Origin of the sequence: Streptomyces sp. MI02-7b (genome assembly GCF_033793585.1) — a bacterium.
Classification (GTDB): domain Bacteria; phylum Actinomycetota; class Actinomycetes; order Streptomycetales; family Streptomycetaceae; genus Actinacidiphila.
On the sequence record NZ_JARAWX010000004.1, the window covers coordinates 251833 to 276375 of the forward strand.

General features: G+C 73.6%; 20 protein-coding genes. 12 read left to right on the forward strand and 8 right to left on the reverse strand.

What is annotated here, in order from left to right:
• Nucleotides 1-29 precede the first annotated feature (29 nt).
• The gene (locus tag PV364_RS08065) at nucleotides 30-857 is read right to left on the reverse strand and encodes an isocitrate lyase/phosphoenolpyruvate mutase family protein (RefSeq protein WP_319659036.1); all 828 of its coding nucleotides are present in this window, start codon (nucleotides 855-857) and stop codon (nucleotides 30-32) included.
• A gap of 132 nt (nucleotides 858-989) precedes the next feature.
• Between PV364_RS08065 and PV364_RS08070 the strand changes: the two genes are divergently transcribed.
• The 8 genes from PV364_RS08070 (at nucleotide 990) to PV364_RS08105 (ending at nucleotide 12365) form a co-directional block, all read left to right on the forward strand.
• Entirely contained in the window at nucleotides 990-2477 is a 1488-nt protein-coding gene (locus PV364_RS08070; RefSeq protein ID WP_319659037.1) for a DNA-3-methyladenine glycosylase 2 family protein, read from the forward strand.
• A 9-nt stretch (nucleotides 2478-2486) separates the two neighbouring features.
• Nucleotides 2487-2987, forward strand: a complete 501-nt coding sequence (locus PV364_RS08075) for a methylated-DNA--[protein]-cysteine S-methyltransferase (protein ID WP_319659038.1) — start codon at nucleotides 2487-2489, stop codon at nucleotides 2985-2987.
• A 14-nt stretch (nucleotides 2988-3001) separates the two neighbouring features.
• Nucleotides 3002-4531 (forward strand): UDP-N-acetylglucosamine 1-carboxyvinyltransferase, encoded by a 1530-nt coding sequence (locus PV364_RS08080; RefSeq protein ID WP_319659039.1) that lies wholly within the window; start codon nucleotides 3002-3004, stop codon nucleotides 4529-4531.
• Nucleotides 4532-4674: 143 nt separating this feature from the next.
• Nucleotides 4675-5715, forward strand: a complete 1041-nt coding sequence (locus tag PV364_RS08085; RefSeq protein WP_319659040.1) for a hypothetical protein — start codon at nucleotides 4675-4677, stop codon at nucleotides 5713-5715.
• A gap of 80 nt (nucleotides 5716-5795) precedes the next feature.
• The gene (locus PV364_RS08090; protein WP_319659041.1) at nucleotides 5796-7646 is read left to right on the forward strand and encodes an HSP90 family protein; all 1851 of its coding nucleotides are present in this window, start codon (nucleotides 5796-5798) and stop codon (nucleotides 7644-7646) included.
• On the forward strand, nucleotides 7646-10564 hold the full coding sequence (locus tag PV364_RS08095) for a hypothetical protein (protein WP_319659042.1): 2919 nt from the start codon (nucleotides 7646-7648) through the stop codon (nucleotides 10562-10564). Before PV364_RS08090 ends, PV364_RS08095 begins: the two co-directional genes overlap by 1 nt.
• 209 nt (nucleotides 10565-10773) lie before the next feature.
• The gene (locus PV364_RS08100; RefSeq protein ID WP_319659043.1) at nucleotides 10774-11136 is read left to right on the forward strand and encodes a YciI family protein; all 363 of its coding nucleotides are present in this window, start codon (nucleotides 10774-10776) and stop codon (nucleotides 11134-11136) included.
• Nucleotides 11137-11201: 65 nt separating this feature from the next.
• Nucleotides 11202-12365 carry an RNA polymerase sigma factor gene (locus tag PV364_RS08105; protein WP_319659044.1) on the forward strand — a complete coding sequence of 388 codons (1164 nt, stop codon included), beginning with the start codon at nucleotides 11202-11204 and terminating at the stop codon, nucleotides 12363-12365.
• Nucleotides 12366-12538: 173 nt separating this feature from the next.
• Here the strand turns inward: PV364_RS08105 and PV364_RS08110 are convergent, their stop codons facing one another.
• Both PV364_RS08110 and PV364_RS08115 read right to left on the reverse strand, forming a co-directional pair.
• A complete protein-coding gene (locus PV364_RS08110; RefSeq protein ID WP_319659045.1) occupies nucleotides 12539-12937 on the reverse strand; it encodes a RidA family protein in 399 nt (132 codons plus the stop codon).
• A complete protein-coding gene (locus PV364_RS08115) occupies nucleotides 12934-14043 on the reverse strand; it encodes an acyl-CoA dehydrogenase family protein (RefSeq protein ID WP_319659046.1) in 1110 nt (369 codons plus the stop codon). Before PV364_RS08115 ends, PV364_RS08110 begins: the two co-directional genes overlap by 4 nt.
• Before the next feature lie 95 nt (nucleotides 14044-14138).
• Here PV364_RS08115 and PV364_RS08120 point away from each other — a divergent pair, with 95 nt between their 5' ends.
• The 4 genes from PV364_RS08120 to PV364_RS08135 all read left to right on the forward strand — a co-directional run bounded on the left by PV364_RS08120 (nucleotide 14139) and on the right by PV364_RS08135 (nucleotide 17241).
• Nucleotides 14139-15749 carry an AMP-binding protein gene (locus PV364_RS08120; protein ID WP_319659047.1) on the forward strand — a complete coding sequence of 537 codons (1611 nt, stop codon included), beginning with the start codon at nucleotides 14139-14141 and terminating at the stop codon, nucleotides 15747-15749.
• A gap of 4 nt (nucleotides 15750-15753) precedes the next feature.
• The gene (locus tag PV364_RS08125) at nucleotides 15754-16566 is read left to right on the forward strand and encodes a PaaX family transcriptional regulator C-terminal domain-containing protein (protein WP_319659048.1); all 813 of its coding nucleotides are present in this window, start codon (nucleotides 15754-15756) and stop codon (nucleotides 16564-16566) included.
• Between the two features lie 94 nt (nucleotides 16567-16660).
• Nucleotides 16661-16909 carry a Uma2 family endonuclease gene (locus PV364_RS08130; protein ID WP_319659049.1) on the forward strand — a complete coding sequence of 83 codons (249 nt, stop codon included), beginning with the start codon at nucleotides 16661-16663 and terminating at the stop codon, nucleotides 16907-16909.
• Between the two features lie 35 nt (nucleotides 16910-16944).
• On the forward strand, nucleotides 16945-17241 hold the full coding sequence (locus tag PV364_RS08135) for a Uma2 family endonuclease (protein WP_319659248.1): 297 nt from the start codon (nucleotides 16945-16947) through the stop codon (nucleotides 17239-17241).
• Between the two features lie 6 nt (nucleotides 17242-17247).
• On the opposite strand, the gene PV364_RS08140 is transcribed toward PV364_RS08135, so the two are convergent.
• The 5 genes from PV364_RS08140 to PV364_RS08160 all read right to left on the reverse strand — a co-directional run bounded on the left by PV364_RS08140 (nucleotide 17248) and on the right by PV364_RS08160 (nucleotide 24487).
• Nucleotides 17248-19515, reverse strand: coding sequence for a bifunctional salicylyl-CoA 5-hydroxylase/oxidoreductase (locus tag PV364_RS08140; protein ID WP_319659050.1), 2268 nt, complete (start codon nucleotides 19513-19515; stop codon nucleotides 17248-17250).
• A gap of 2 nt (nucleotides 19516-19517) precedes the next feature.
• Nucleotides 19518-20345 (reverse strand): enoyl-CoA hydratase family protein, encoded by an 828-nt coding sequence (locus PV364_RS08145; protein WP_319659051.1) that lies wholly within the window; start codon nucleotides 20343-20345, stop codon nucleotides 19518-19520.
• A gap of 76 nt (nucleotides 20346-20421) precedes the next feature.
• The gene (argF, locus tag PV364_RS08150) at nucleotides 20422-21447 is read right to left on the reverse strand and encodes an ornithine carbamoyltransferase (protein WP_319659052.1); all 1026 of its coding nucleotides are present in this window, start codon (nucleotides 21445-21447) and stop codon (nucleotides 20422-20424) included.
• A gap of 293 nt (nucleotides 21448-21740) precedes the next feature.
• The gene (locus PV364_RS08155) at nucleotides 21741-22907 is read right to left on the reverse strand and encodes an alanine--tRNA ligase-related protein (protein ID WP_319659249.1); all 1167 of its coding nucleotides are present in this window, start codon (nucleotides 22905-22907) and stop codon (nucleotides 21741-21743) included.
• Nucleotides 22908-23263: 356 nt separating this feature from the next.
• A complete protein-coding gene (locus tag PV364_RS08160; RefSeq protein WP_319659053.1) occupies nucleotides 23264-24487 on the reverse strand; it encodes an arginine deiminase in 1224 nt (407 codons plus the stop codon).
• Between the last annotated feature and the right edge of the window lie 56 nt (nucleotides 24488-24543).

Here is a 24543-nt window from a genome sequence, read left to right on the forward strand (position 1 = left end):
CGGTGACGGGCGGAGGAGGACCGGGCGGCTCACGCCTCCGGGCGCATCAGGGCGTTGAGTTCGCCCCAGGGGATGCCGCCCGCCAGCGCGGCGTAGCTTCCGCTTTCCAGCAACTCGCGGGTCGCGCGGTCGACAAGGGCGTAGACCGCCTCGGCGACGGCGCTGCCCAGGCTCACCCGCGCGGCGCCGGCGGCGGCGAGTTCGGCGACGGCGGGTGCCCCGGGACCGGCGAGGACACCGAGGGGGGCGTCGATCCCGTCGGCGAGCTCGGAGACGAGGGCCGGGTCGGTCACGCCGGGGACGAAGATGCCGTCGGCACCGGCGTCCAGGTAGACGGCGGCGCGCGCCAGGGTCTCCTCGATGTCGCCGGGACCGCGCAGGAAGGTGTCGGTACGGGCGTGGACGAAGAGCGGCACCCCGGCCTCGTCGGCGGCCCGGCGCGCGGCGGCGATCCGGGAGGCCTGGTCGGCCGGGGCACGCAGCGGCCGCGGACCGCCGGCGAAGGAGTCCTCGATGTTGACGCCCACGGCGCCCGCCGCCAGGACCGCCCGCACGGTGTCGGCGACGCCCTCGGGGCCGGTCGCGTAACCGCCCTCGATGTCCGCGCTCACGGGGACCGCGACGGCCGCCGCGACCCGGGCGGTGAGCGCCAGCGCGAGGGACGGATCGACGTGGCCGCCGTCCGCGGTGCCGAGGGTCCAGGACACACCTGAGCTGGTGGTGGCGACGGCGGCGGCCCCCGCGCGCTCGGCGACGCGGGCGCTCGCGGCGTCCCACGCGTTGGCCAGCAGCAGGGGGCGGCCAGGGACATGGAGGGAACGGAACAGTTCGGCCTCGGCCTTGAGTTCAGGATTCACACCGGCCAGTCCATCAGCGGGACGCGGTGGCCGTCCGGCGGATTTCCGACACGACCGTCCGCCCGCGTCCGCCTACGTCGATGTCGGATTCTCGCTAGCCTCCGGGGGTCCCGCCCACGGATGCTGGGTGATGTGCACGAGGACTTCGAACGCTGCGTACGCGCCGTACAGGCGAAGGACTCCCGTTTCGACGGGTGGTTCTTCACCGCGGTGCTGACCACCGGCATCTACTGCCGGCCCGGCTGCCCCGTGCACCCGCCGAAGCCGCAGAACATGACGTTCTACCCGAGCGCGGCCGCGGCCCAGCAGGCCGGTTTCCGTGCCTGCAAGCGGTGCCGCCCGGACGCCAGCCCCGGCTCGCCGCAGTGGAACGAGCGGGCCGACCTCGTCGCCCGCGCGATGCGGCTGATCGCCGACGGGGTCGTGGACCGCGACGGCGTCCCGGGCCTGGCGAGGCGGCTCGGTTACAGCACCCGGCAGGTGGAGCGGCAGCTGCTCGCCGAGCTCGGGGCGGGGCCGCTGGCGCTCGCCCGGGCGCAGCGGGCGCAGACCGCCCGGCTGCTGATCGAGACCTCGGCGCTGCCGATGGGCGACGTCGCCTTCGCCGCCGGCTTCTCCAGCATCCGCACCTTCAACGACACCGTGCGCGAGGTCTTCGCGCTGACGCCGAGCGAGCTGCGGGCCCGGGCGGGGCGGCAGCGGGCGACGGCCGCCCCCGGCGTCTCCGGAACGCTGTCGCTGCGGCTGCCCCACCGGACGCCGCTCTGCCCCGGCAACCTCTTCGGGCACCTGGCCGCGACCGCGGTGCCCGGCGTGGAGGAGTGGCGCGACGGCGCGTACCGCCGCACGCTGCGGCTGCCGTACGGGTACGGGATCGCGGCCCTGCGGCCCGAGGCCGGGCACATAGGGTGCCGGCTGTCGCTCACGGACTGGCGCGACCTGTCGCACGCCATCAGCCGCTGCCGGTGGCTGCTGGACCTGGACGCCGACCCGGTCGCCGTCGACGGGCTGCTCCGCGAGGACCCGCTGCTCGCCCCGCACGTCGACAAGAGCCCGGGGCGCCGGGTACCGCGCACGGTGGACGGCGCGGAGTTCGCGGTACGCGTGGTGCTGGGGCAGCAGGTCTCCACGGCGGCCGCGCGCACCCTGGCCGGGCGCCTGGTCACGGCGCACGGCGATCCGGTCGCCGACCCCGGAGGCGGCCTCACCCATCTCTTCCCGTCGCCCTGGGCGCTGACCTCGCTGGACCCCGAGCGGCTGGCCATGCCGCGCTCGCGACGGACCACGCTGACCGGCCTGGTGGAGGCGCTCACCAAGGGCGGACTCGACCTGGACGTCGGCAGTGACTGGGACAAGGCGCGCGAGCAACTGGCCGCCCTGCCGGGCTTTGGCCCATGGTCGGTCGAGGCGGTCGCGATGCGTGCGCTCGGCGACCCCGACGCGTTCCTCCCCACCGATTTGGGCGTACGCCTCGCGGCGGATTCGCTGGGCCTTCCGAGGACCCCCGCGGCCCTCGTCCGGCGCTCCGCCGCGTGGCGGCCCTGGCGGGCCTACGCCGTGCAGTACCTGTGGGCCACCGGCGACCACGCGATCAACTTCCTCCCCTCCGACAAGAACTGAGCTTCCGTCATGCCCCTTCGCACACACGCCTCGACGGACAGCCCGGTCGGACCGCTGACCCTGGTGGCCACCGACGGCGTCCTGTCCGGTCTCTACATGACCGAGCACCGGCACCGGCCCCCGGTCGAGACCTTCGGCGAGCGCCGCGACCCCGCCGACTCCCCCTTCGCCGAGGTCGCCGAGCAGCTCCGGGCCTATTTCGCGGGTGGTTTGACCGACTTCGACCTGCCGCTGGCGATGGCGGGCACCCCGTTCCAGCAGCGCGTCTGGGCGGCCCTGCGAGAGATCCCGTACGGCACCGTCATGACCTACGGTCAGCTCGCCGGCGAGCTGGGCAGCCCCGGCTCCTCGCGCGCCGTCGGGCTCGCCAACGGGCGGAACCCGATCAGCATCGTCGTGCCCTGCCACCGGGTGATCGGCGCCTCGGGGAGCCTGACCGGTTACGGGGGCGGCCTCGGCCGCAAGAGGTACCTGCTCGACCTGGAACGCGGGCTGCCATCTCATATGTGAGATACCCTCGCCCCATGGGAGACGACTACCTCGCACGTATCGGCAAACTCATCCGTGACGCCCGTCAGCACCGGGGCTGGACACAGTCACAGCTGGCGGAGGCGCTCGGCACCAGCCAGAGCGCGGTGAACCGTATTGAACGCGGAAACCAGAACATCAGCCTTGAGATGATCGCCCGAATCGGTGAAGCGCTCGACAGCGAGATCGTCTCCCTGGGGTACGCGGGCCCGATGCACCTGCGGGTCGTCGGCGGGCGCCGGCTGTCCGGCGCCATCGACGTCAAGACGAGCAAGAACGCGTGCGTGGCGCTGCTGTGCGCCACGCTGCTGAACTCCGGGCGGACCACCCTGCGCCGCGTCGCGCGGATCGAGGAGGTCTACCGCATCCTGGAGGTGCTGAACAGCATCGGGGTGCGCACCCGCTGGATCAACGACGGCAACGACCTGGAGATCGTGCCGCCGGCCGCGCTGGAGCTGGACTCCATGGACATGGAGGCCGCCCGGCGCACCCGCAGCGTCATCATGTTCCTCGGCCCCCTGATGCACCGCACCGACCGCTTCCGCATCCCGTACGCCGGCGGCTGCGACCTGGGCACCCGCACGGTCCAGCCGCACATGACGGCCCTGCGCCACTTCGGGCTGGAGGTCACCGCCACCAGCGGCATGTACCACGCCCGGGTCACCCCCGCCGTGACCCCCGGACGGCCCATCGTGCTGACCGAGCGCGGCGACACCGTGACCGAGAACGCGCTGCTGGCCGCCGCCCGGCACGACGGTGTCACCGTCATCCGCAACGCCAGCTCCAACTACATGGTCCAGGACCTGTGCTTCTACCTGGAGGAGCTGGGGGTCAGGGTCGACGGCATCGGCACCACCACACTGACCGTGCACGGCGTCGCCCACATCGACCGGGACGTGGACTACGCGCCGTCGGAGGACCCGGTGGAGGCGATGAGCCTGCTCGCCGCGGCCGTGGTCACCGAGTCCGAACTCACGATCCGCCGCGTGCCGGTGGAGTTCCTGGAGATCGAGCTCGCCGTCCTGGAGGAGATGGGCCTGGACCACGAGCGCTCCGCCGAGTACAAGGCCGACAACGGCCGGACCCGGCTGATCGACCTCACGGTGCGCCCCTCCAAGCTGCGCTCCCCCATCGACAAGATCCACCCGATGCCCTTCCCGGGCCTCAACATCGACAACGTGCCCTTCTTCGCGGCGATCGCCGCGACCGCGCAGGGCTCGACCCTCATCCACGACTGGGTCTACGACAACCGCGCCATCTACCTCACCGAGCTGACCCGCCTCGGCGCCAACGTCAAGCTCCTGGACCCGCACCGCGTCCTGGTCGAGGGCCCCACCCGCTGGCGCAGCGCCGAGATGATGTGCCCGCCCGCGCTGCGGCCCGCCGTGGTCACCCTGCTGGCCATGCTCGCCGCCGAGGGCACCTCGGTCCTGCGGAACGTGTACGTCATCAACCGCGGCTACGAGGAACTGGCGGAGCGGCTGAACTCGATCGGCGCGCAGATCGAGACGTTCCGCGACATCTGATCCCGCGGAAGCCGACCCCGCGGCTCCCGGACCCCTCCCGGCATCTGGCACCCCTTGGCCCGCACCGAACCCGCCGTGATAATCATGCTGCGGTCACCGGATCATGGCCCGGGGGGAAAAGGCCAGGCCAGGAGGGGGTTTTCATGACAGCGGTCCGACAGGTCCGACAGGTCGGTCAACGGAGCGGCGGCACGGCGACGGAGGGGATCCGGGAACGCGCGTCGGCGTTCTCCCTGAGACGGTGGGCGCCGCGCCCGGCGGCACGACTGGATCCGGCGGGCGGGAACCCGGACCGCGCACGGCTGCTCGCGTCCACCGCCTCGGGCGACTGGCCCGCGATGCGGGCCCAGTTGTCCGCGGTCACGGACGACTGGGAGCGCAGCTGGCTCATCGCGGCGGCGACCGACGTCGCCGGGTTCGAGCAGTGGATGCCCGGCGTCGTCGAGGCCGAGGGGGACTCGGGACTCGCCCTGCTGGTGGCGGGCGCCCGCGGGGTGAGCTGGGCGTGGGAGGCCCGCACGGGGGCGCGCGCCTCGCATGTCTCCCGCGAGCAGTTCCGGATCTTCCACGAGCGCCTGGAGACCGCGGAGGACCTGCTGTACCGGGCAGCCGAGCTCGAACCCGGGTGGGCCTCCCCCTGGTACTTCCTGCAGATGTGCGGGCGGGGCCTGCAGATCGGCCCGGACCTGGCGCGCCTGCGCTTCGAGGCCTCCGTGCGCCGCGTGCCCGGTCATCTGGGGGCGCACCAGCAGCACTTGCAGCAGGTGTGCGCCAAGTGGAGCGGCTCGCACGAGGAGATGCACGCCTTCGCCCGCGAGTCCATGGAGAGCGGGCCGGAGGGCGGGCCGCTGGGCGTGCTCGTGGCCGTCGCGCACCTCGAGCACTGGCTGCACCTGGACCAGGGCGCCGACAGCGCCTACATCCTGCAGGACCACGTGAGCCGCGAGCTCCACGAGGCCGCCGACCGGTCCATCCGCCACCCCGGCTTCGCCGGCCGGATCGAGGCCGTCGAGTGCTACAACGTCTTCGCCATGGCCTTCGCCCTCGCCGGGGAGAAGCGGGCGGCCGCCGCGGCCTTCGCCGCGACCCGCGGCCTCGTCACCCGCTCCCCGTGGCAGTACATCAACGGAGACGACCCGCGGGTGCCCTACCGCGCCCTGCGCTCCGGCGCCGGCCGCCACTAGCCCCCGCCGCCGCACTCCGCACACCGCGCCGTGCCGGGCGGCACACGCTCGCCGGCGCGCCGATCGAGAAGGCCATCCACGTGTCCCACTCCCCTTCCCCGACAGCCCACACGTTCCAGGTCGACCTGCGCGGCCTGGTCGATCTGCTGTCCCACCACCTCTACTCCAGCCCGCGTGTCTACCTCCGCGAACTGCTGCAGAACGCCGTCGACGCGATCACCGCGCGACAGGCGCTCCAGCCGGGCGCCCCGGCCCGGATCACCGTGGCGACCGGCGACTCGCTGACCGTCACCGACACCGGTGTCGGCCTGAGCGAGGCCGACGTCCACTCCTTCCTCGCCACCATCGGGCGCAGCTCCAAGCGCGCCGCCGCCGGGGAACTCGAAGCCGCCCGGGGCGACTTCATCGGCCAGTTCGGCATCGGCCTGCTCGCCTGCTTCGTCGTCGCCGACGAGATCACCGTCCTCAGCCGTCACGCCGCCGTCCCCGGCGCCCCCGCCGTCGAGTGGCGCGGCCGCTCCGACGGCAGCTACACCATCCGCACGCTGCCCGCCGGCGCGATGCCCGAGCCGGGCACGCGCGTGACGCTGACACCGCGCGCGGACGGCGGCGAGTGGACGCAGCCGGACCGGGTGACCTCGCTGGCCCGGCACTACGGCAGCCTGCTCCGGCACGAGGTCACCGTGGTCGACCCGCGCGGCGGGAGCACCGTGGTCAACGACACCCCGCCCTGGGAGCGCCGCCACGGCTCGCCGCTGGCCCGCCGTGAGGCGCTGGCCGAGCACTGCCGCACCACCTTCGGGTTCACGCCGCTGGACACCATCGACCTCGACCTGCCCGTCGCCGGGCTGCGCGGCGTTGCGTACGTCCTGCCCACCGCCGTCAACCCGTCGGAGCGCGCCGGGCACCGGGTGCATCTGAAGGGCATGCTCCTGTCGGACCGGGCGTCCGAACTCCTCCCGGAGTGGGCCTTCTTCGTCCGCTGTGTCGTGGACGTCAGCAGCCTGCGCCCGACGGCCTCGCGCGAGGCGCTGTACGAGGACGAGACGCTGGCCGCCGTCCGGGACGCCCTGGGCGCGCGCATCCGCGACTGGCTGACCGAGCTCGCGGCCAGCGACCCGGCGCTGCTGCAGCGCTTCATCGACAGCCACCACCTCGCGGTCAAAGCGCTCGCCCGCTACGACGACGACCTGCTGCGGATGCTCCTGCCCTGGCTGCCCTTCGAGACGACGGACGGCAACGTCACCCTCGAGGAGTTCGCGCGCACCCACCCGACGGTGCTGGTCACCCGCAGCGTCGACGAGTTCCGGCAGGTCGCGCCCATCGCGGCGGCGGCCGGCCTCGGCGTGGTCAACGGCGGTTACACCTACGACCGGGAGCTGGTGCACCGGCTGCCGGAGATCCGTCCCGGCTCCACCGTCACCGACCTGGACCCCGCGACGGTGACCGCCCATCTCGACCCCGTCGACTCCGGCGCCGAACTCGCCGCGGCCGCCTTCCTCTCGGTCGCCCGCGAGGTCGTCGGGACGTACGACTGCGACGTGGTGCTGCGGGCCTTCCAGCCCGTCACCGCGCCCGCGCTGCTGCTGGACAACCGCGAGGCCCGCCACGAGCGCACCCGGGCCGGTCTCGCCGCGGGCACCGACGGTCTGTGGGCGGACATCCTGGGCTCGCTCAAGGCCGAGGCGCCGCGGGCCCAGCTCGTGCTCAACCACCTGAACCCGCTGGTGCGCCGGGCCGCCACCGTCAGCGAGCGCGGGCTGGCCGTCACCACCGCCGAAGCGCTGTACGGACAGGCGCTGCTGCTCACCCGCCGGCCGCTGAAGGCCTCCGAGAGCGCCCTGCTCAACCGGGCCTTCATCGGCCTGCTCACCCACGCCATGCACGACCAGGACACCCCCGCGCCCGGGCCGGACGCCAAGGAGCAGTGATGCTGGAGACCCCCGAGGCCGTTTTCGAGGCCCTGCGCGAGAACAACGAGCGGCCCTACGGGCTGCCCCGCACCGTGACGGCCGAGGAACTGGTCGAGGCCGCCGAGCAGTTCGACGAGAAGGACGTCCTCGTCACGGCGCTGCTGGAGCTGATGTCGGCGTACGAGTACGCCGCCGAGCACCGCAAGTCGCCGGTCGTCTTCGCCCGCGTGCTCAAGCTGTGGGACGAGGTGCCCGGCTCCTTCAGCGAGTGGGAGGCCGGCCAGGTCCTGTGGCGCCACAAGTGGGTGGCGACCTCCCTGCTCCAGGTGCCCGAGGTGCCGCTGCCGGCTGTCCACGGCTGGATCGACCAGATGCGCGACCGGTACCGCGACGCGAAGCACGGCCTGCAGCCCATCGCCGCCATGCGCCACCGGGTCGCCGCCCACACCGGCGTCGACCGGGACCACCTCTTCGACCTGTGGGCCACCCGGCCGCGCGAGGCGCTGAGCGACTGCGAGGCGTGCGAGACCCGGCACCGGGCCGTCCACCACCTCGTCTCGGGCGACGACGACCGGGCCCTGGGGGCCTGGCAGCCGGTGCTCGAGGGCGGCCAGAGCTGCCAGGAGGAGCCCTGGGTCAGCCAGGCCCACGCCCTGCTCCCCCTGCTGCGGCTCGGACGCACCGACGAGGCCCGCTCGTACCACCTGTCGGGGTACCGGCGGGCCCGGGGCCGGCTCGGCATGGCGGAGGAGGTCGGACTGCACCTGGAGTTCTGCGCCCTGTCCGGCAACGAGGGCCGCGCCCTGGAGATCCTCGCGGAGAACCGTCCGCTCTTCGGGACCACCGGGGCGCCCCTGTCGCTGCTCGGATTCCTGACCGGGGTACAGGTCCTGCTGCGGCGGCTGACCGAGGACGGCCACGCCGACCTCCCGGTGTCCGGGCCGCTCGGCCGCAACTGGACGGCGCGGACGCTGCTCGCCCATGTCGAGCGCGAGGCGGACGAGCTGACCACGGCCTTCGACGAACGGAACGGCACGACGACGGTGGGCGACCGGCGGCGCGCCCGGCTCGCCGCCCGGCCGCTGCTCGCCGAGCCGCTGGAACTGGGCCTGCGCACGGCCGCGGTGCCCTCCGCGTCGGCCGGATCCGCCACCCGGCTCCGGCCGGCGGCCGCGCCCGTGGAGGAGATCCCGGAGGACTTCGCGGACCTGGTCGAGCGGGCCCGCGCGCACGCCGCGCAGGCGCGTCCCGGCGACGAGCGGCTCTGGCGGCGGATCGCCGAACGGGTCGAGGCCGCGGACCACGCGCACGATCCGCGGCTCGGGCCGGAGGAGGTGCTGCGGGCCGAACTGGCCGAGCAGCGCGCGTTCGCGGCCTCGGACCTGGCCGACGGGCCGGACCGGCCGGCGATCCGGGAGGCCCTGACCGAGGCGATCGAGCTGTTCGGCCGCGCAGGCGCCGAGTGGCGGGCCCTGGCGGCCCGGGCGCGCCGCGCATCGGTCGGGGTCGCGCCCGGCGAGGAGAGCGCCGAGGGCTGGGTGGAACTGGACGCCGTCCTGGCGCGGGCACGCGAACTGCCGCTGGACGGTTCGGAGGACGACCGGCGGTCCTACTGCATCGTGCTGCAGTGCCGAGCCTTCCTGGCCCACACCGAGGCCAGTTCGGCGCTGCCGGACGTCCCGGCGGAGGTCGAGTCGCGTTTCCGGGCCGCCGCACAGGAGGCCGTCGAGGAGGCGGAACGGCTCGGCGTGCCGCAGCGCGCCATCAACGTCCGCCTGTACGTGGGGGATCTCGCGGCGCGCTCCGGGGACTTCGAGGGCGCGGAGCGGGAGTTGCGCGCCGCACTGGAGGCCATCGACAGCGCCGGGGCGCCCTGGCGCGCACAGCGACCGCACGGGCTGCTCGGCCAGATCCTGATGCAGCAGCACCGCCCCGACGAGGCCGTGGAGCAGTTGCGCATGGCGCTCGCGGCGGCCGCCGCGCACGGAGACACCGCGTTCCCGGTGGCGCGCACCCACGCGATGCTCGGACACGCCCTCTCGCACGCCGGCGACCTGGCGGGCGCCGTGCGCCATCTGTCCGAGGGCGCCTCCCGGCTGGACCGGCAGGACGACGCCGCCGGTGCCGTCGAGGTGCGTCTGGAGCTGGCCGACGTCCTCGCCCGCGCCGACCGGCAGGCGGACGCGGTGGCCGTGCTGGAGTCCCTGGTCACCGACGACGTCCCGGCCGGCACAGACGAGCGGGTGCTCGCCCAGGCCCGGCTGAGCCTGGCCCGGGGACTGCGGGAACTGGAGGAACACCGGTCCGCCGCGGAGCAGTTCCTGCTCCTGGCCGACCTGGTCGCCCCGTGGGAGGAGCAGTTCACGCACACCCTCGCCGCCTCGGAGGCGGCGGTCGCGCTGCTGGAGGCGGGGCGTCCGGACGCGGCCCGGTCCGCGTACGACCGGGCCGTCGCCTCGCACGGCAAGGCACCCAACCTGCCCATGGTCGCGGAGATGATGCGGCAGTTCGCCGCGCACACCATGGCGTCCGAGGGCCCCGAGGGCATCGACACGGCGCTCGGCCATCTCCGCGGGGCCGAGGAACTGCTGGCGGCCGTGGACGAGGGCACCGAGGACATCGCCCTGTGGTACGAGAACGGCGCCACGCACTACCAGCGCGGCCGCGCCCTCGCCGCGGCGGAGCGCTTCCCTGAGGCCCTCGCCGAGATGGAGCGGGCCATCACCGCCCACGACGCGGGCGGACCGGCCGGTGAGTCGCCGCGCGCCGAGGCGGTCCGGGTCGCCGCCCTCATCGAGGCCAACGGCCTGGAGTCGCCGGACGCGGCCCGAGCCCGGCTCGGCGCCGCCATCGCCCGCTGCGAGGCCGCCGGTCTCGACCACGCGGCGCAGATCCTGTCCAGGCTCCGCGACGAGGTGGCCGCGCCGAGGCGCTGACACCGCATCCCTCGATGCCCCGCCGGTCCCCCGTTCGGCCGACCGGCGGGGCATCGGCGCGTCCGGGACCGGGGAGGAGGGGAGAGCGGGCCGCGCAACCGCCCGCGCGGAAACCGGGCGGCGGCGGGTGTCGATCCGGGCCGGGCCCGTTCGTACAGAAGGTGAGACGCCGGTACCGAGACCGGCGGCCGACGACAGGAAAGACCGCCATGAAGCAGTACCTGCTCAGTGTGTACCAGCCGGAGGGCACCCCTCCCCCGCCGGAGGTCCTGGAAGGGATCATGCGGGACGTCGACGCCGTGGACGCGCGGATGCGGGCCGCAGGCGCCTGGGTCTTCTCCGGAGGGCTGAACTCGCCCGGCACGGCGACCGTCGTGCGGCTGGAGGAGGGCGGGATGCTGACCACCGACGGGCCCTTCCTGGAGGGCAAGGAGTACCTCGGCGGGTTCACCGTCGTCAACGCCCCCGATCTGGACGCCGCCCTGGCCTGGGGCCGCGAACTCGCCCGCGCGACCACGCTGCCCATCGAGGTGCGGCCCTTCGCCGGCGGACCGGACGGGGCGGGGGACTGACGAGCGGCACGCCGGCCCCCGCCGCCGAGGTCGAGCGCGTCTTCCGCGCGGAGTACGGGCGTGCGGTGGCCGTCCTGGTCCGCCGCTTCGGCGACATCGACATCGCCGAGGAGGCGGTCCAGGACGCCTTCGCGACGGCCCTGCGGCGCTGGCCGTCCACGGGCGTGCCCCCGAGCCCGGCGGGGTGGATCATCACCACCGCGCGCAACCGGGCCATCGACCGGCTGCGCCGCGAGGCGACCCGCGAGGACCGGCACGCCGAGGCCGCGCTGCTGCACGACCGCGACGAACCGGCCGAGGAGGGCCCCGTGCGCGACGACCGGCTCCGCCTGATCTTCACCTGCTGCCACCCCGCCCTGGCCCCCGCCGCGCAGGTCGCCCTGACGCTGCGGCTGCTGGGCGGACTGACCACCGCCGAGATCGCCCGTGCCTTCCTCGTCCCCGAGCCCACCATGGCGCAGCGCCTGGTCCGTGCCAAGGGCAAGATCCGCGACGCGCGCATCCCGTACCGGGTCCCGGCCGATGCGGACCTCCCCGACCGGCTCCGGCCGGTGCTCGCGGTGGTCTACCTGATCTTCAACGAGGGCTACCGGGCGAGCTCCGGCGACGACCTGACGCGCGGGGACCTGTGCGCCGAGGCGGTACGGCTGGGACGGCTGCTGGCCGGGCTCATGCCCGACGAGCCGGAGGTCCTGGGACTGCTCGCGCTCATGCTGCTCACCGAGGCGCGCCGGCCCGCGCGCACCGCCGCGGACGGCGGTCTCGTCCCCCTCGACGAGCAGGACCGCGACCGCTGGGACCGTGAACTGGTCGCCGAGGGGCAGGTCCTCGTCCGCCGCTGCCTGCGCCGCGGCCGGCCGGGCCCGTACCAGATCCAGGCCGCGATCAACGCCGTGCACAGTGACGCGCCGACAGCCGCGGCGACCGACTGGGCGCAGGTTCTGGCCCTGTACGACCAGCTCATGGCCGTGGCCCCCGGCCCGGTGGTCGCGCTCAACCGCGCCGTCGCCGTCGCCGAGGTGGACGGCCCGGCGGCCGCGCTCGCAATCGTCGACGACCTGGCGCTCGACGGCTACTCCGTACTGCACGCCGTCCGCGCGGACCTGCTCCGGCGCCTGGGCCGCGGCGCCGAGGCCGCGCGGGCCTACGAGGCGGCGATCGCGCGCACCGGGAACGCCGCCGAGCAGGACTTCCTGCGGCGCAGGCTCGCGGAGCTCAACACGTCGTAAGGCCACGGACGGCCCTCCCGCGCGGGGCGACACCCGGGGACCGGCCACACGGCTCCCGGCGCTCTCGCACGGCGTCCCTCGCCATCGCGACCTCGCCGACGCCGGATGTCGCGGCGGCCGACGGACTCGGGGGCGTGGCTCGGCTGGCCGCAGTCCCCCTCGGCGGCCCGGCCCTAGGGCAGCATCGCGAGGCCGTCGAGCTCGACCATGGCCTCCTCGTCCCACAGCCGGGTGATGCCGATGACGGCCATGGCGGGATAGTCGCGGCCGGCCAGGGTCCGCCAGACGCGGCCCAGTTCGGGGGCGTGCGCGCGATAGGCGGCGACGTCGGTGGTGTGGACGGTGAGACGGGCGAGGTCGGCCGGCGTGCCGCCGGCCGCGCGGAGGGCGGTGAGCAGATTGGTCAGGGCCAGCTCGAACTGGTCCGGGAGGGTGTCCCCGACGATCTTCCCCGAGGCGTCGAGCGCGGTCTGGCCCGCGAGGAACACCAGGGTGCGGCCGGTGGCGGTCACGGCGTGGCTGAAGCCGGTGGGCGGGGAGAGTTCGGGCGGGTTGACGCGGTGCAGGGTCATGCGAAGAGCTCCTTGGCGATGATCGACCGCTGGACTTCGGTGGCACCTTCGTAGATACGCGGCGCGCGGACCTCGCGGTAGAGGTGTTCGAGCAGATGACCGCGTTCCAGCGCGCGGGCCCCGTGGATCTGGACGGCGGCGTCCACGGCGAACTGGGCGGTCTCGGTGGCGAAGAGCTTGGCCATGGCGGAACTGCGCGCCGTTCCGGGCGATCCCGCGTCGTACGCCTCCGCGGCCGCGTACACCAGCAGGCGGGCGGCCTCGGTGCGGGTGGCCATCTCGGCGAGGCTGTGGGAGACGGACTGGAGGTCCTTCAGGGGGGCGCCGAAAGCGGTGCGGGAGGCGGCGTGGGCGGTGGCCGCGTCCAGGGCGGCCTGGGCCATGCCGACGGCGAAGGCCCCGACGCTCGGCCGGAAGCGGTTGAGGGTGGTCATGGCGACGCGGAAGCCGCGGTCCACTTCGCCGATGACGTCCCCCTCGCCGACCGGGACGGCGTCGAAGGTCAGCCGGCCGATCGGGTGCGGGGAGAGCATGTCGAGCCGCTGCCCGCCCAGTCCTGGCCGGTCGGCGGGGACGGCGAAGGCGGTGACGCCGCGGGCGCCCGCCCCGGGGGTGGTCCGGGCGAAGACGGTGTAGAGGTCGGCGTCGGGGGCGTTGGAGATCCAGCACTTCTCGCCGCTGAGCCGCCAGCCGCCCTCCGACGGGTCGCGCTCGGCGGCCAGTTCCAGGGCGGCGGCGTCCGATCCGGCGCCGGGTTCGGTGAGGGCGAACGCGGCGACCGCCTCGCCGGACACGACCCGCGGGATCCAGCGGCCGGCCAGTTCCGGTGACCCCAGCAGGGCGTGCGCGCCCAGTCCCTGCAAGGCGAGGGCGGTCTCGGCCTCGGTGCACTCTCGGGCCAGGGACTCCCGCAGCAGGCACAGGTCGAGTGCGGTGCCCGAGAACAGGCGGTCGAGCAGACCGAGTTCGCCGAGCGCGGTGAGCAGCGGCCGGTTGACGCGGCCCGGTTCACCCGCCTCGGCGAGCGGCCGCAGCCGTTCCGCGGCCCAGTCGCGCACCTGCGCGCACCACTTGAGCTGTTCCGGGTCGAGCGCGAACGATGCCACGGGGCACCTCCCGTATCGCGTACCGTTGACTGCCGTCACAAACACGTTACGCTGAATCCGTCCGCAACCAGGTGCCAACGAGGGGCGAACCCGCCATGGACCTGCTGCCATCCGCACACGTGGACACTTTCCCGCGGGAGCACCTCCCGCCGCGTGACCAGTGGCCCGTCCTGTCCTGCGACCTCCCCTCCATGGCGTACCCGGACCGGCTCAACTGCGGCGCCGAACTGCTCGCCGGGGGCACGCCCGACGCGCCCTGCCTGCGCATGCCGGACGGCGAGGTGTGGTCGTACGACGACCTGCGCGCCGCCGCCGACCGCATCGCGCACGTGCTCGTCGACGACCTCGGCGTGGTGCCCGGCAACCGCGTGCTGCTGCGCGGGCCGACCACGCCGTGGCTGGTGGCCTGCTGGTTCGCCGTGATGAAGGCGGGGGCCGTCGCGGTCACGGTGCTGGCGGCGCACCGCGCCCAGGAGCTGGCGACGATCGGCCGCCTCGCCGCCGTGGGGCACGCGCTGTGTGACATCCGGTCGGTGGACGACCTGGCCAAGGCCGAGGTGCCGGGACTGCGGATCGCGACGTACGGCGGGGAGGCCTCCGACGACCTGCTGCGGCTGGCCGCGGCCAAGCCGGACCGCTTCGCGGCCGTGGCCACCTCCGCGGACGACGTGGCGCTCATCGCGTTCACCTCGGGCACGACGGGCCGCCCCAAGGGCTGCATGCACTTCCACCGCGACGTGCTCGCCATCGCCGACACCTTCTCCGCGCACGTCCTGCGACCCCGCGCCGACGACGTGTTCGCGGGCAGCCCGCCGCTCGGCTTCACCTTCGGGCTCGGCGGGCTCGTCGTCTTCCCGCTGCGGGCGGGGGCCTCCACTCTGCTCCTGGAGCAGGCCGGGCCGGAGCAACTGGCCCGGGCCGTCGGCACCCACCGGGTCAGCGTGCTCTTCACGGCGCCCACCGCCTACCGGTCGATGCTGCAGCTCCCGGGCGAATACGACCTGTCCTCGCTGCGGCGCTGCGTGTCCGCGGGCGAGAACCTGCCCGCCGCCACCTGGCGGGCCTGGCACGAGGCGACCGGGCTGCGCATCATCAACGGCATCGGCGCCACAGAGATGCTGCACATCTTCATCTCCGCCGCCGACGAGGCGATCCGGCCCGGCACCACCGGCGTCGCGGTACCGGGCTACGAGGCGCGCGTGGTCGACCCGCTGACGATCACTCCGCTGCCGGACGGCGAACCGGGACTGCTCGCCGTACGCGGTCCGACCGGCTGCCGCTACCTGGCGGACGAGCGGCAGCGCGACTACGTGCGCGAGGGCTGGAACCTGACCGGCGACACCTATGTGCGTGAGCCGGACGGCTACTACCGCTACGTGGCCCGCGCCGACGACATGATCATCTCGGCCGGCTACAACATCGCGGGCCCCGAGGTCGAGGAGGCCCTGCTGCGCCACCCCGACGTCCGCGAGGCGGCGGTGATCGGCGTGCCGGACGAGGGCCGCGGGCAGGTCGTGCGGGCCTTCGTCGTCCTGCGCGACGGGCTGCCGCACGACGGACGCGCGGGAACGGCCGAGGCACTGCGCGCCTTCGTCAAGGAGGAGATCGCGGGCTACAAGTGCCCGCGCGAGATCCGGTTCGTCCAGGCCCTTCCGCGCACGCCGACGGGGAAGCTGCAACGCTTCCGGCTGCGCGACCTACAGTGATCGCGTGACCGAGCACACTCCCAGTTCGCTGATCGTGACCTACTTCGGCGCCTACGGGCGGACCGGCGAGTGGGACGGCCGCATCCCGGTCGCCGAACTGATCCGGCTCATGGGCGCACTGGACGTCGACCCGCAGTCGGTCCGCTCCGCGGTCTCCCGGCTCAAGCGGCGCGGCCTGCTCGCCCCGGACCGCGTCGACGGGGCCGCCGGGTACGTCCTGTCCGACGACGCGCGGCAGCTGCTCGCCGACGGCGACCGGCGCATCTACGGCCGCCCGGACGACGAGGCGGCCGGCGAGCAGTGGGTGCTCGCGGTCTTCTCGGTCCCCGAGAGCGAGCGCCACAAGCGCCATCTGCTGCGCTCCCGGCTGGCCCGCCTGGGCTTCGGCACCGCCGCGCCCGGAGTGTGGATCGCCCCCGCCCGGCTGTACGACGAGGCCGGGCACACCCTGCGCCGCCTCGGCCTGGACACCTATGTGGACCTCTTCACGGGCACCCACCTGGGCTTCGAGCCGACGGCCTCCGCCGTGCGCCGCTGGTGGGACCTGGACGGCATCGCCGAGCTCCACCTCGCCTTCCTCGACGCCCACGAGCCCGTCCTGCGCCGCTGGGCCGCCCGCCGCACCACCCCGGCCCAGGACGCCTTCGCGGACTACCTCCGGGCCCTCGACTCCTGGCGCCGGCTGCCCTATGCCGACCCCGGCCTCTCCCCCGCCCTGCTGCCCCGCGACTGGCCCGGCGGCAGGAGCGCCGCGGTCTTCCACGACCTGCACGACCGGCTCCGGGACGCGGGCGCGGCGTTCCTGCCGGTCCGCTGATCGCATGACGTGTCCGGCGCCGCGGGTGATCGTTGACAGGACACATGCCCATGCCGACCGGCGGGGCATGACCTGACCGCATGGGAGCGGAACCATGACGATCGAGGAGGTACGCGACATGGCACTGCCCGCGACCGGACGCCCGGACTCCGGCGGCGACGCCGTGCTGGCCGCCTTCCTCGACCTCACGGGGCCCGAGGGATACCGCGCCGAGCTGATCGAGGGGGAGATCGTCGCGACCCCGCCGCCCGACGGAGACCACGAGGACGCCGTGGGGGAACTGCTCTGGCAGATCGCCAGGAAATCTCCGCCGAACTTTACGGCGCCGGCACGAAGGGTTTGATCACCCCGCTCGGCCGCTTCGTCCCGGACGCCACCGTGGCTCCGCGACCGTTCTTCCGAGGCCTCGACGCGTGGGCTGTTCTCGACGGAGTCGTCATGACCGTCGAGGTGACATCCACGCGCCCGGACAAGGACCGCGGCCCGAAGCGCCGCGGCTACGCGGCCGCCGGCATCCCCTTCTACCTGCTGGTGGACCGCACCGAGGGCACCGTCACCCGGTACGGCGAGCCCGCCGACGGGGACTACCGCCAGGACGTCCGCGTCCTGTTCGGGAAGGAACTCGACCTCCCCGAGCCGTTCTCGTTCTCCCTGGACACGTCCGTCTTCGCCTGACGTGTGTCACCCGTCCAGCCTCAGGCGCGGCCTCGGCGCGTCCGTGCGCCCGGTGGGCGGCTTGCGGCTGCCCGCCTGGTACGGGAGCGGCCACGGTGCGCCGGGCCCGGTGTAGCCCTGCTCCGCGGCGGCGTGGAGCGTCCAGTGGGGGTCGTACAGATGCGGGCGGGCCAGCGCGCACAGGTCGGCGCGGCCCGCGAGGAGCAGGGAGTTGACGTCGTCCCAGGAGGAGAGGGCGCCGACGGCGATGACGGGGATCCCGAGCTCGTTGCGGATCCGGTCGGCGTAGGGGGTCTGGTAGGAGCGGCCGAAGTCGGGCCGCTCGTCGGGGACGACCTGGCCGGTGGAGACGTCGATGGCGTCGGCGCCGTGGTCGGCGAAGGCACGGGCGATCTCGACGGCGTCCTCGGCGGTGGTGCCGCCCTCGGCCCAGTCGGTGGCGGAGATGCGCACCGTCATGGGCCGGTCGGCGGGCCAGACCTCGCGGACGGCGTCGAAGACCTCCAGCGGGAAGCGCAGCCGCCCGGCCAGGTCGCGGCCGTAGGCGTCGGTGCGTCGGTTGGTGAGCGGGGAGAGGAAGCCGGAGAGCAGATAACCGTGGGCGCAGTGCAGTTCCAGCAGGTCGAAGCCGGCCCGGGCGCCGCGCCGCGCGGACTCGGTGAACTGCTCTCGGATGCGGTCCAGCCCGTCGGTGTCCAGGGCGTGCGGGATCTGGCTGGTGCCGGGCCGGTAGGGCAGCGGGGAGGGCGCGGCGAGCGGCCAGTTGCCGTACGGGAGCGGCTGGTCGATGCCCTCCCACATCAGGCGGGTGGAGCCCTTGCGGCCGCTGTGGCCGAGCTGGAGGCCGATCGCGGCCCCGGGCTGGGTGTGCGCGAAGTCGGTGACGCGGCGCCAGGCCGCCTCCTGCTCGTCGTTCCACAGGCCCGCGCAGCCGGGGGTGATGCGGCCCTCGGGGCTGACGCAGACCATCTCGGTCATGACCAGACCCGCACCGCCCAGCGCCCGGGCGCCCAGGTGGACGAAATGGAAGTCGCCGGGGACCCCGTCGGTGGCCGAGTACATGTCCATCGGGGAGACGACGACGCGGTTGCGCAGGGTCAGCCCGCGCAGGGTGAACGGCGTGAACATCGGCGGGGTGTCCGGGGCGGTGCCGAAGTCCCGCTCGACGGCGGCGGCGAAGTCCGCGTCACGCAGCCGCAGGTTGTCGTGGGTGACGCGGCGGCTGCGGGTCAGCAGGTTGAACGCGAACTGCCGCGGCGGCTGCGCCGCGTACTGCTCCAGGTGCTCGAACCACTCCAGGCTCGCCCGCGCCGCCCGCTGGGTACTGGCGACGACGGGCCTCCGCTCGGCTTCGTACGCGGCCAGCGCCCCCGGGAGGTCCGGCTGTTCGCGCAGGGACGCGGCGAGGGCGAGGGCGTCCTCCATGGCCAGCTTGGTGCCGGAGCCGATGGAGAAGTGCGCGGTGTGCGCGGCGTCGCCCAGCAGCACGATGTTCTCGTGGCGCCAGCGCTCGTTGACGACCGTGGTGAAGGCGCCCCAGCGGGAGCGGTTGCCGCGCAGGGAGTGGCCGCCGAGCGCGTCCGCGAAGATCTTCTCGCAGCGGGCGATGGACTCCGTCTCGTCCGCGCGGTCCAGGCCGGCGCGGCGCCAGACGTCCTCGTGCATCTCGACGATGAAGGTGGCGGCGCCCGGCCGGTAGGGGTAACCGTGGGCCTGCATGATCCCGTGCTCGGTCTCCACGATCTCGAAGCGGAAGGCGTCCAGGGCGAGGTCGGTGGCGAGCCAGATGTAGCGGCAGCCGTGGCCGGTCAGGGTGGGGCGGAAGGACGTGGCGTGGGCGCCGCGGGTGGCGCTGTTGGCGCCGTCGGCGGCGACGACGAGGTCGTGGGTGCGGGCCAGTTCCGCGGCAGCGGGGGCGAGTTCGCGGCTGCGGACGGTCACCCCGAGGGCACGGCACCGGTCGTGCAGGATCGTGAGCAGCCGGCGCCGGTCCACGGCCGCGAAGCCGTGGCCGCCGGAGGTCACCACCCGTCCGCGGTGGTGGACGTCGATGTTGTCCCAGCGGGTGAACTCGCGCTCCAGGGCGCGGAAGACGACCGGGTCGGCGTGCTCGATGCCGCCGAGCGTCTCGTCGGACAGCACGACGCCGAAGCCGAACGTGTCCTGCGGCGCGCCGCGTTCCCAGACCGTGACGGACCGCTCGGGGTCGAGGCGCGCCAGCAGCGCCGCCGCGTACAGGCCGCCGGGGCCGCCGCCGATGATGGCCACTCGCACGGTCAGCGGCCCTTCCAGTTGGGGCTGCGCTTCTCGGTGAACGCCGCGTGGAACTCCGCGTAGTCGGCGCTGGTCATCAGCAGCGCCTGAGTGGCGGCGTCCATCTCCACGGCCGCGGCCAGCGGCATGTCGAGCTCGGCGGTGAGCAGCGCCTTGGTCTGCTGGTACGCCAGTGCGGGCCCGGCGGCCAGGCGTTTGGCCAGCGCCGCGGCGCTCGCGTCGGCCTGCCCGTCGTCGACGAGTTCGCTGACCAGGCCCATGCGGTCGGCCTCGGGTGCGCCGACCGTGTCGCCGAGCATCAGCAGCCGGGTGGCGTGGCCGAGGCCCACCATGCGGGGCAGCAGGTAGGCGGCGCCCATGTCCGCGCCGGCCAGGCCCACCTTGGTGAAGAGGAAGGCGAAGCGGGCGGAGCGTTCGACCACCCGGAAGTCCGAGGCGAGGGCGATGACGGAGCCGGCGCCCGCCGCCACGCCGTGCACCGCCGCGATCACCGGGAAGGGCGCCTCGCGGATGGCGCGGACGACCTGCCCGGTCATCCGGGTGAAGTCCAGCAACTGGCCCGCGCCCATGGCGAGGGTCGCGCCGATGATCTCGTCGACGTCACCGCCGGAGCAGAAGCCGCGGCCGGCTCCGGCGAGTACCAGGACGCGGGTGTCGCCGTCGTGCGGCAGCTCGGTGAGCAGGTCGCGCAGATCGGCGTAGGCGCCGAAGGTCAGCGCGTTGAGCCGGTCGGGACGGTCGAGGGTGACGGTGACGATGCCGTCGGCCCGGTCCACCCGCAGGTGCCGCCATTCCTCGGTGCGGCCTGCGGAGCCTCGGTAGGGGCTCATGGGCACGTCCTCCTTCGCGGGGGAGGCAGACTGCCTTCACCGCGAAGTTATCACTCCTTCGTGACCGCCGTCACGACTACGCAATAGGCGTGGCGCCTGCCAGGGTGGCGACGAGGACCGCCTTGATGGTGTGCATCCGGTTCTCCGCCTGGTCGAAGACGACCGAGTGCGGCGACTCGAAGACCTCGTCGGTGACCTCCAGCGAGGTCAGGCCGTGCCGTTCGTGGATCTCCCGGCCCAGCTGCGTGCCGAGGTCGTGGAAGGCGGGAAGGCAGTGCATGAACTTCACGTCGGCCCGGCCCGTCGCCCGCAGGACGTCCGCGGTCACGGCGTAGGGGGCGAGCAGCGCGATGCGCTCGTCCCAGACCTCCTTGGGCTCGCCCATCGAGACCCAGACGTCGGTGTGGACGAACTCCGCGCCCGCCACGCCCTCGGCGACGTCCTCGGTGAGCGTGACGCGCGCGCCGGTGGCGGCGGCCAGCCGGTGCGCCTCCGCGACGACCGACGTGTCGGGCCACAGCCGCTTCGGGGCCACGATGCGCACGTCCATGCCCAGCAGGGCGCCGGTGACCAGGAGGGAGTTGCCCATGTTGGAGCGGGCGTCGCCCAAGTAGGCGTAGGCGATGCCGGCGGCGTCACCGGCCGGGCGGCCGCTGTGCTCGGTCATGGTGAGGACGTCGGCGAGCATCTGCGTGGGGTGCCACTGGTCCGTCAGCCCGTTCCACACCGGGACACCGGCGTGCGCGGCGAGTTCCTCGACGATCTCCTGACCGGTGCCGCGGTACTCGATGCCGTCGAACATCCGGCCCAGCACCCGCGCCGTGTCCTTGACCGACTCCTTGTGGCCGAGCTGGGAACCGGAGGGGTCCAGATACGTCGTGGCGGCACCCTGGTCCGCGGCGGCGACCTCGAAGGCGCAACGGGTGCGGGTCGAGGTCTTCTCGAAGATCAGCGCGATGTTCCGGCCGGCCAGCCGCCGTACCTCGGCGCCCGCCTTCTTGGCCGCCTTCAGCTCGCCCGCCAGCTCCACCAGGCCGCGGAACTCCTCGGGGGCGAAGTCCAGCTCCTTGAGGAAGGGGCGACCGGCGAGGTCGATGGCCATGAGGGGCTCCTAGGTCGTCGTCGGCCGGGCGCCGAACACGCGTACACCAATGACGTGAAAGTATATACGCGAATTCGCATGTTTATACAGAGCCTTCCGGAAGAAGACTGGGTGACACCACTGTGACGCGGCGCGCCGATTCTCGTGTCGGCAGGGCATCGGTCGCCCGAAGCGGCGTGCCAGGTCACACCTTCCCGCCGCGTGGGGGATCCCGTTCTCCCGACCGGGAATCCACCACACGGGTGGGGGCACGCCGCGGCAACCGCCTGGATCCCTCGCCACGCCCCGACCCGTCACTGCGGCCGGAGGCTCAGGACGAGGTCGCGCGGCAGGCCGTGGGTGTCGTGGAGGTAGCGGAAGTCCTCCTCGCCCAGCGGGCCACGGAACCGGGGCCGGGCCAGCACCCGCCGGCCGCGCTCCAGAAGCCGGTCGAAGCGGTGCTCCTCCTCGAGCAGCACCCGGCGTACGGTGTCCGGGTCCGTCTCCTGCCGGAAGTGGTCGAGGGTGTGGGGGACCAGTTCGTCCGGCAGGTCCCCCAGGCCGCGCGACGGATCGTCCCGCCGCAGCACGGTGAGCACCCGCCGGATCAGCCGGCGCAGCACGTAGCCGCGGCCGGTAGGGGCCGGGAGCGTCCCGTCGCCGATCACCACGACGGCCGAGCGCAGGTGGTCGTAGACCAGACGCAGCGACGGTTCGTCCAACGGCCACAGGACCGGTACGAGGCGGCGCCAGGGGTCGAAGACGTCGCACTCGAACACCGACGTCCGCCCCTGCAGCAGCGAGGCCAGCCGTTCCAGGCCGAGCCCGGTGTCGACATTGCGCTGGGGAAGCGGCACCAGTGAACCGTCGGCGAGCCGCCGATGGCGCATCATCACGTGGTTCCACACCTCCACCCAGCGGTCGTCCCCGGTCGGCGTGGACCTCGGCGGAGTGTCCCCTGTCCACAGGAAGATCTCCGAGTCGGGGCCGCACGGGCCGGTCGGCCCGTTGGACCACCAGTTGTCCTCGACGGTGAGCTCCACCGGCACCCCGTGCCCCTGCCACAGCTCCAGGGAGGCGGTGTCCGGGCCGGTCCGGTCGTCGCCGCCGAAGACCGTGACGTGGAGCAGGGCCGGATCGACGCCGAACCCCTCGGTGAGCAGTCCGTAGCCCCACTCGAGACTCGACGGGCCCTCGTAGTCGCCGAGCGACCAGGTGCCGAGCATCTCGAAGACGGTCAGATGGGTACGGTCGCCGACCTCGTCGAGGTCCGTGGTGCGCAGACAGCGCTGCAGATTGACCAGCCGCCTGCCGAGCGGGTGCGGGCGCCCCTCGAGGTACGGGGTGAGCGGGTGCATGCCCGAGGTGGTGAACAGCACCGGATCACCGGGCGGCGGCAGCAGGGTCGAGCCGGTGATCCGGCGGTGGCCGCGCTCCTCGTAGTACTCGACGAACGTGCGGGCGATCTGATCGGTGCTCATGATCCGGTCGGTGTGCATGGGATGACTCCTTCGCGTGTGCAGCGGGGAGGCACCGGACAGCAGTCCGCACGATCATCGGAACCGGGGCGGGGAAGCCATGGGGCCATCGGCGGACCGTTTCCGGTCGCCGGTGGAAGCAGGAGGTACGTCAGGCGGCGGCAACCGGCGAGCTGGTCGCTCGCGCGGTCGCGGTGGTGCTTCGGCCCATGACGTTCACAGCGCCGAGCGTAGCCCCTGCGGTGTCCGCGGGGCACACGATTTACCGCGCGGACGCACCGGACGCACCGCCGCACCGGCTGAACCCGCCGAACCCGCCGACCGGAGCGCCCGGTCGCGGCCGCTTCGTCGCCGAGCCGTCACACGGCGTCGCGCACGACGGGGCAGCTCATACAGCGCGGACCGCCGCGGCCCCGGCCCAGCTCGCTCCCCGGGATCTCGATCACCTCGATGCCGCGCTTGCGCAGGAAGGTGTTGGTGGTGCTGTTGCGCTCGTACGCCAGGACCACACCCGGCTCCACCGCCAGCACGTTGCACCCGTCGTCCCACTGCTCGCGCTCCGCGGAGTGCACGTCCTGGGTGGCGGTCAGGACCCGGATGTCGTCGAGGCCGAGCGCGGCGGCGATGGCGCGGTGCATGTGCTCCGGCGGGTGGTCGGTGACCTTGAGATCCCGCTCCCCCGCGCCGGGCTCGATGGTGTACGAGCGCAGCATGCCCAGCCCCGCGTACTTGGTGAAGGTGTCGCCGTCCACCATGGTCATCACGGTGTCCAGGTGCATGAAGGCCCGCCGCTTGGGCATGTCCAGCGCCACGATGGTGGTCGCCGAGCCCGCGTTGAACAGGCGCTGCGCCAGCATCTCCACGGCCTGCGGAGTCGTGCGCTCGCTCATGCCGATCAGCGCGGCGCCGTTGCCGATCACCAGCACGTCGCCGCCCTCGATGGTGGAGGGGTAGGCGGCCTGGCCCTCGGACCACACGTGGAAGCCCGCGCCGGCGAACAGCGGGTGGTGCCGGTAGACCGCCTCGTAGTGGACGGTCTCGTGCCAGCGGGCGGGCCAGCGCATCGCGTTGATGCTCACGCCGTCGTAGACCCAGGCGGAGGTGTCCCGCGTGAAGATGTGGTTCGGCAGCGGATCGAGCAGGAAGTCGTCCAGCTCCATGACGTGGAAGCGCACCGAGGTCGGCTCGGCGAACCGGGCCAGGAACTCCCGCTTGGTCATGCCGCCTACCAGTGCCTCGGTCAGCTCGGCGGCGGTCAGCTCCTCGAAGGCGGCGCGCAGGTGGTCGGTGACGACCGGCCCGTACTCCTTCTCGTCGAAGACCCGGTCCAGGACGAGGCGCCGGGCCTCGGGCAGGGCCAGCGACTCGCGCAGCAGATCGCCGAAGAGGTGGACCGTCACCCCCCGGTCGCGCAGCACGTCGGCGAAGCCGTCGTGCTCGGCGCGCGCCCGGCGCACCCACAGGACGTCGTCGAAGAGCAGGGCGTCCTTGTTCGACGGCGTGAGCCTCTTCAGCTCCAGGCCGGGGCGGTGGAGGATGACGCTGCGCAGCCGCCCGGCCTCGGAGTCCACATGGAATGCCATGGGGCTAGACATTCCCACTTGGCGGGGGTTTACCGCCTGGAAGGGGCGGGCACCCA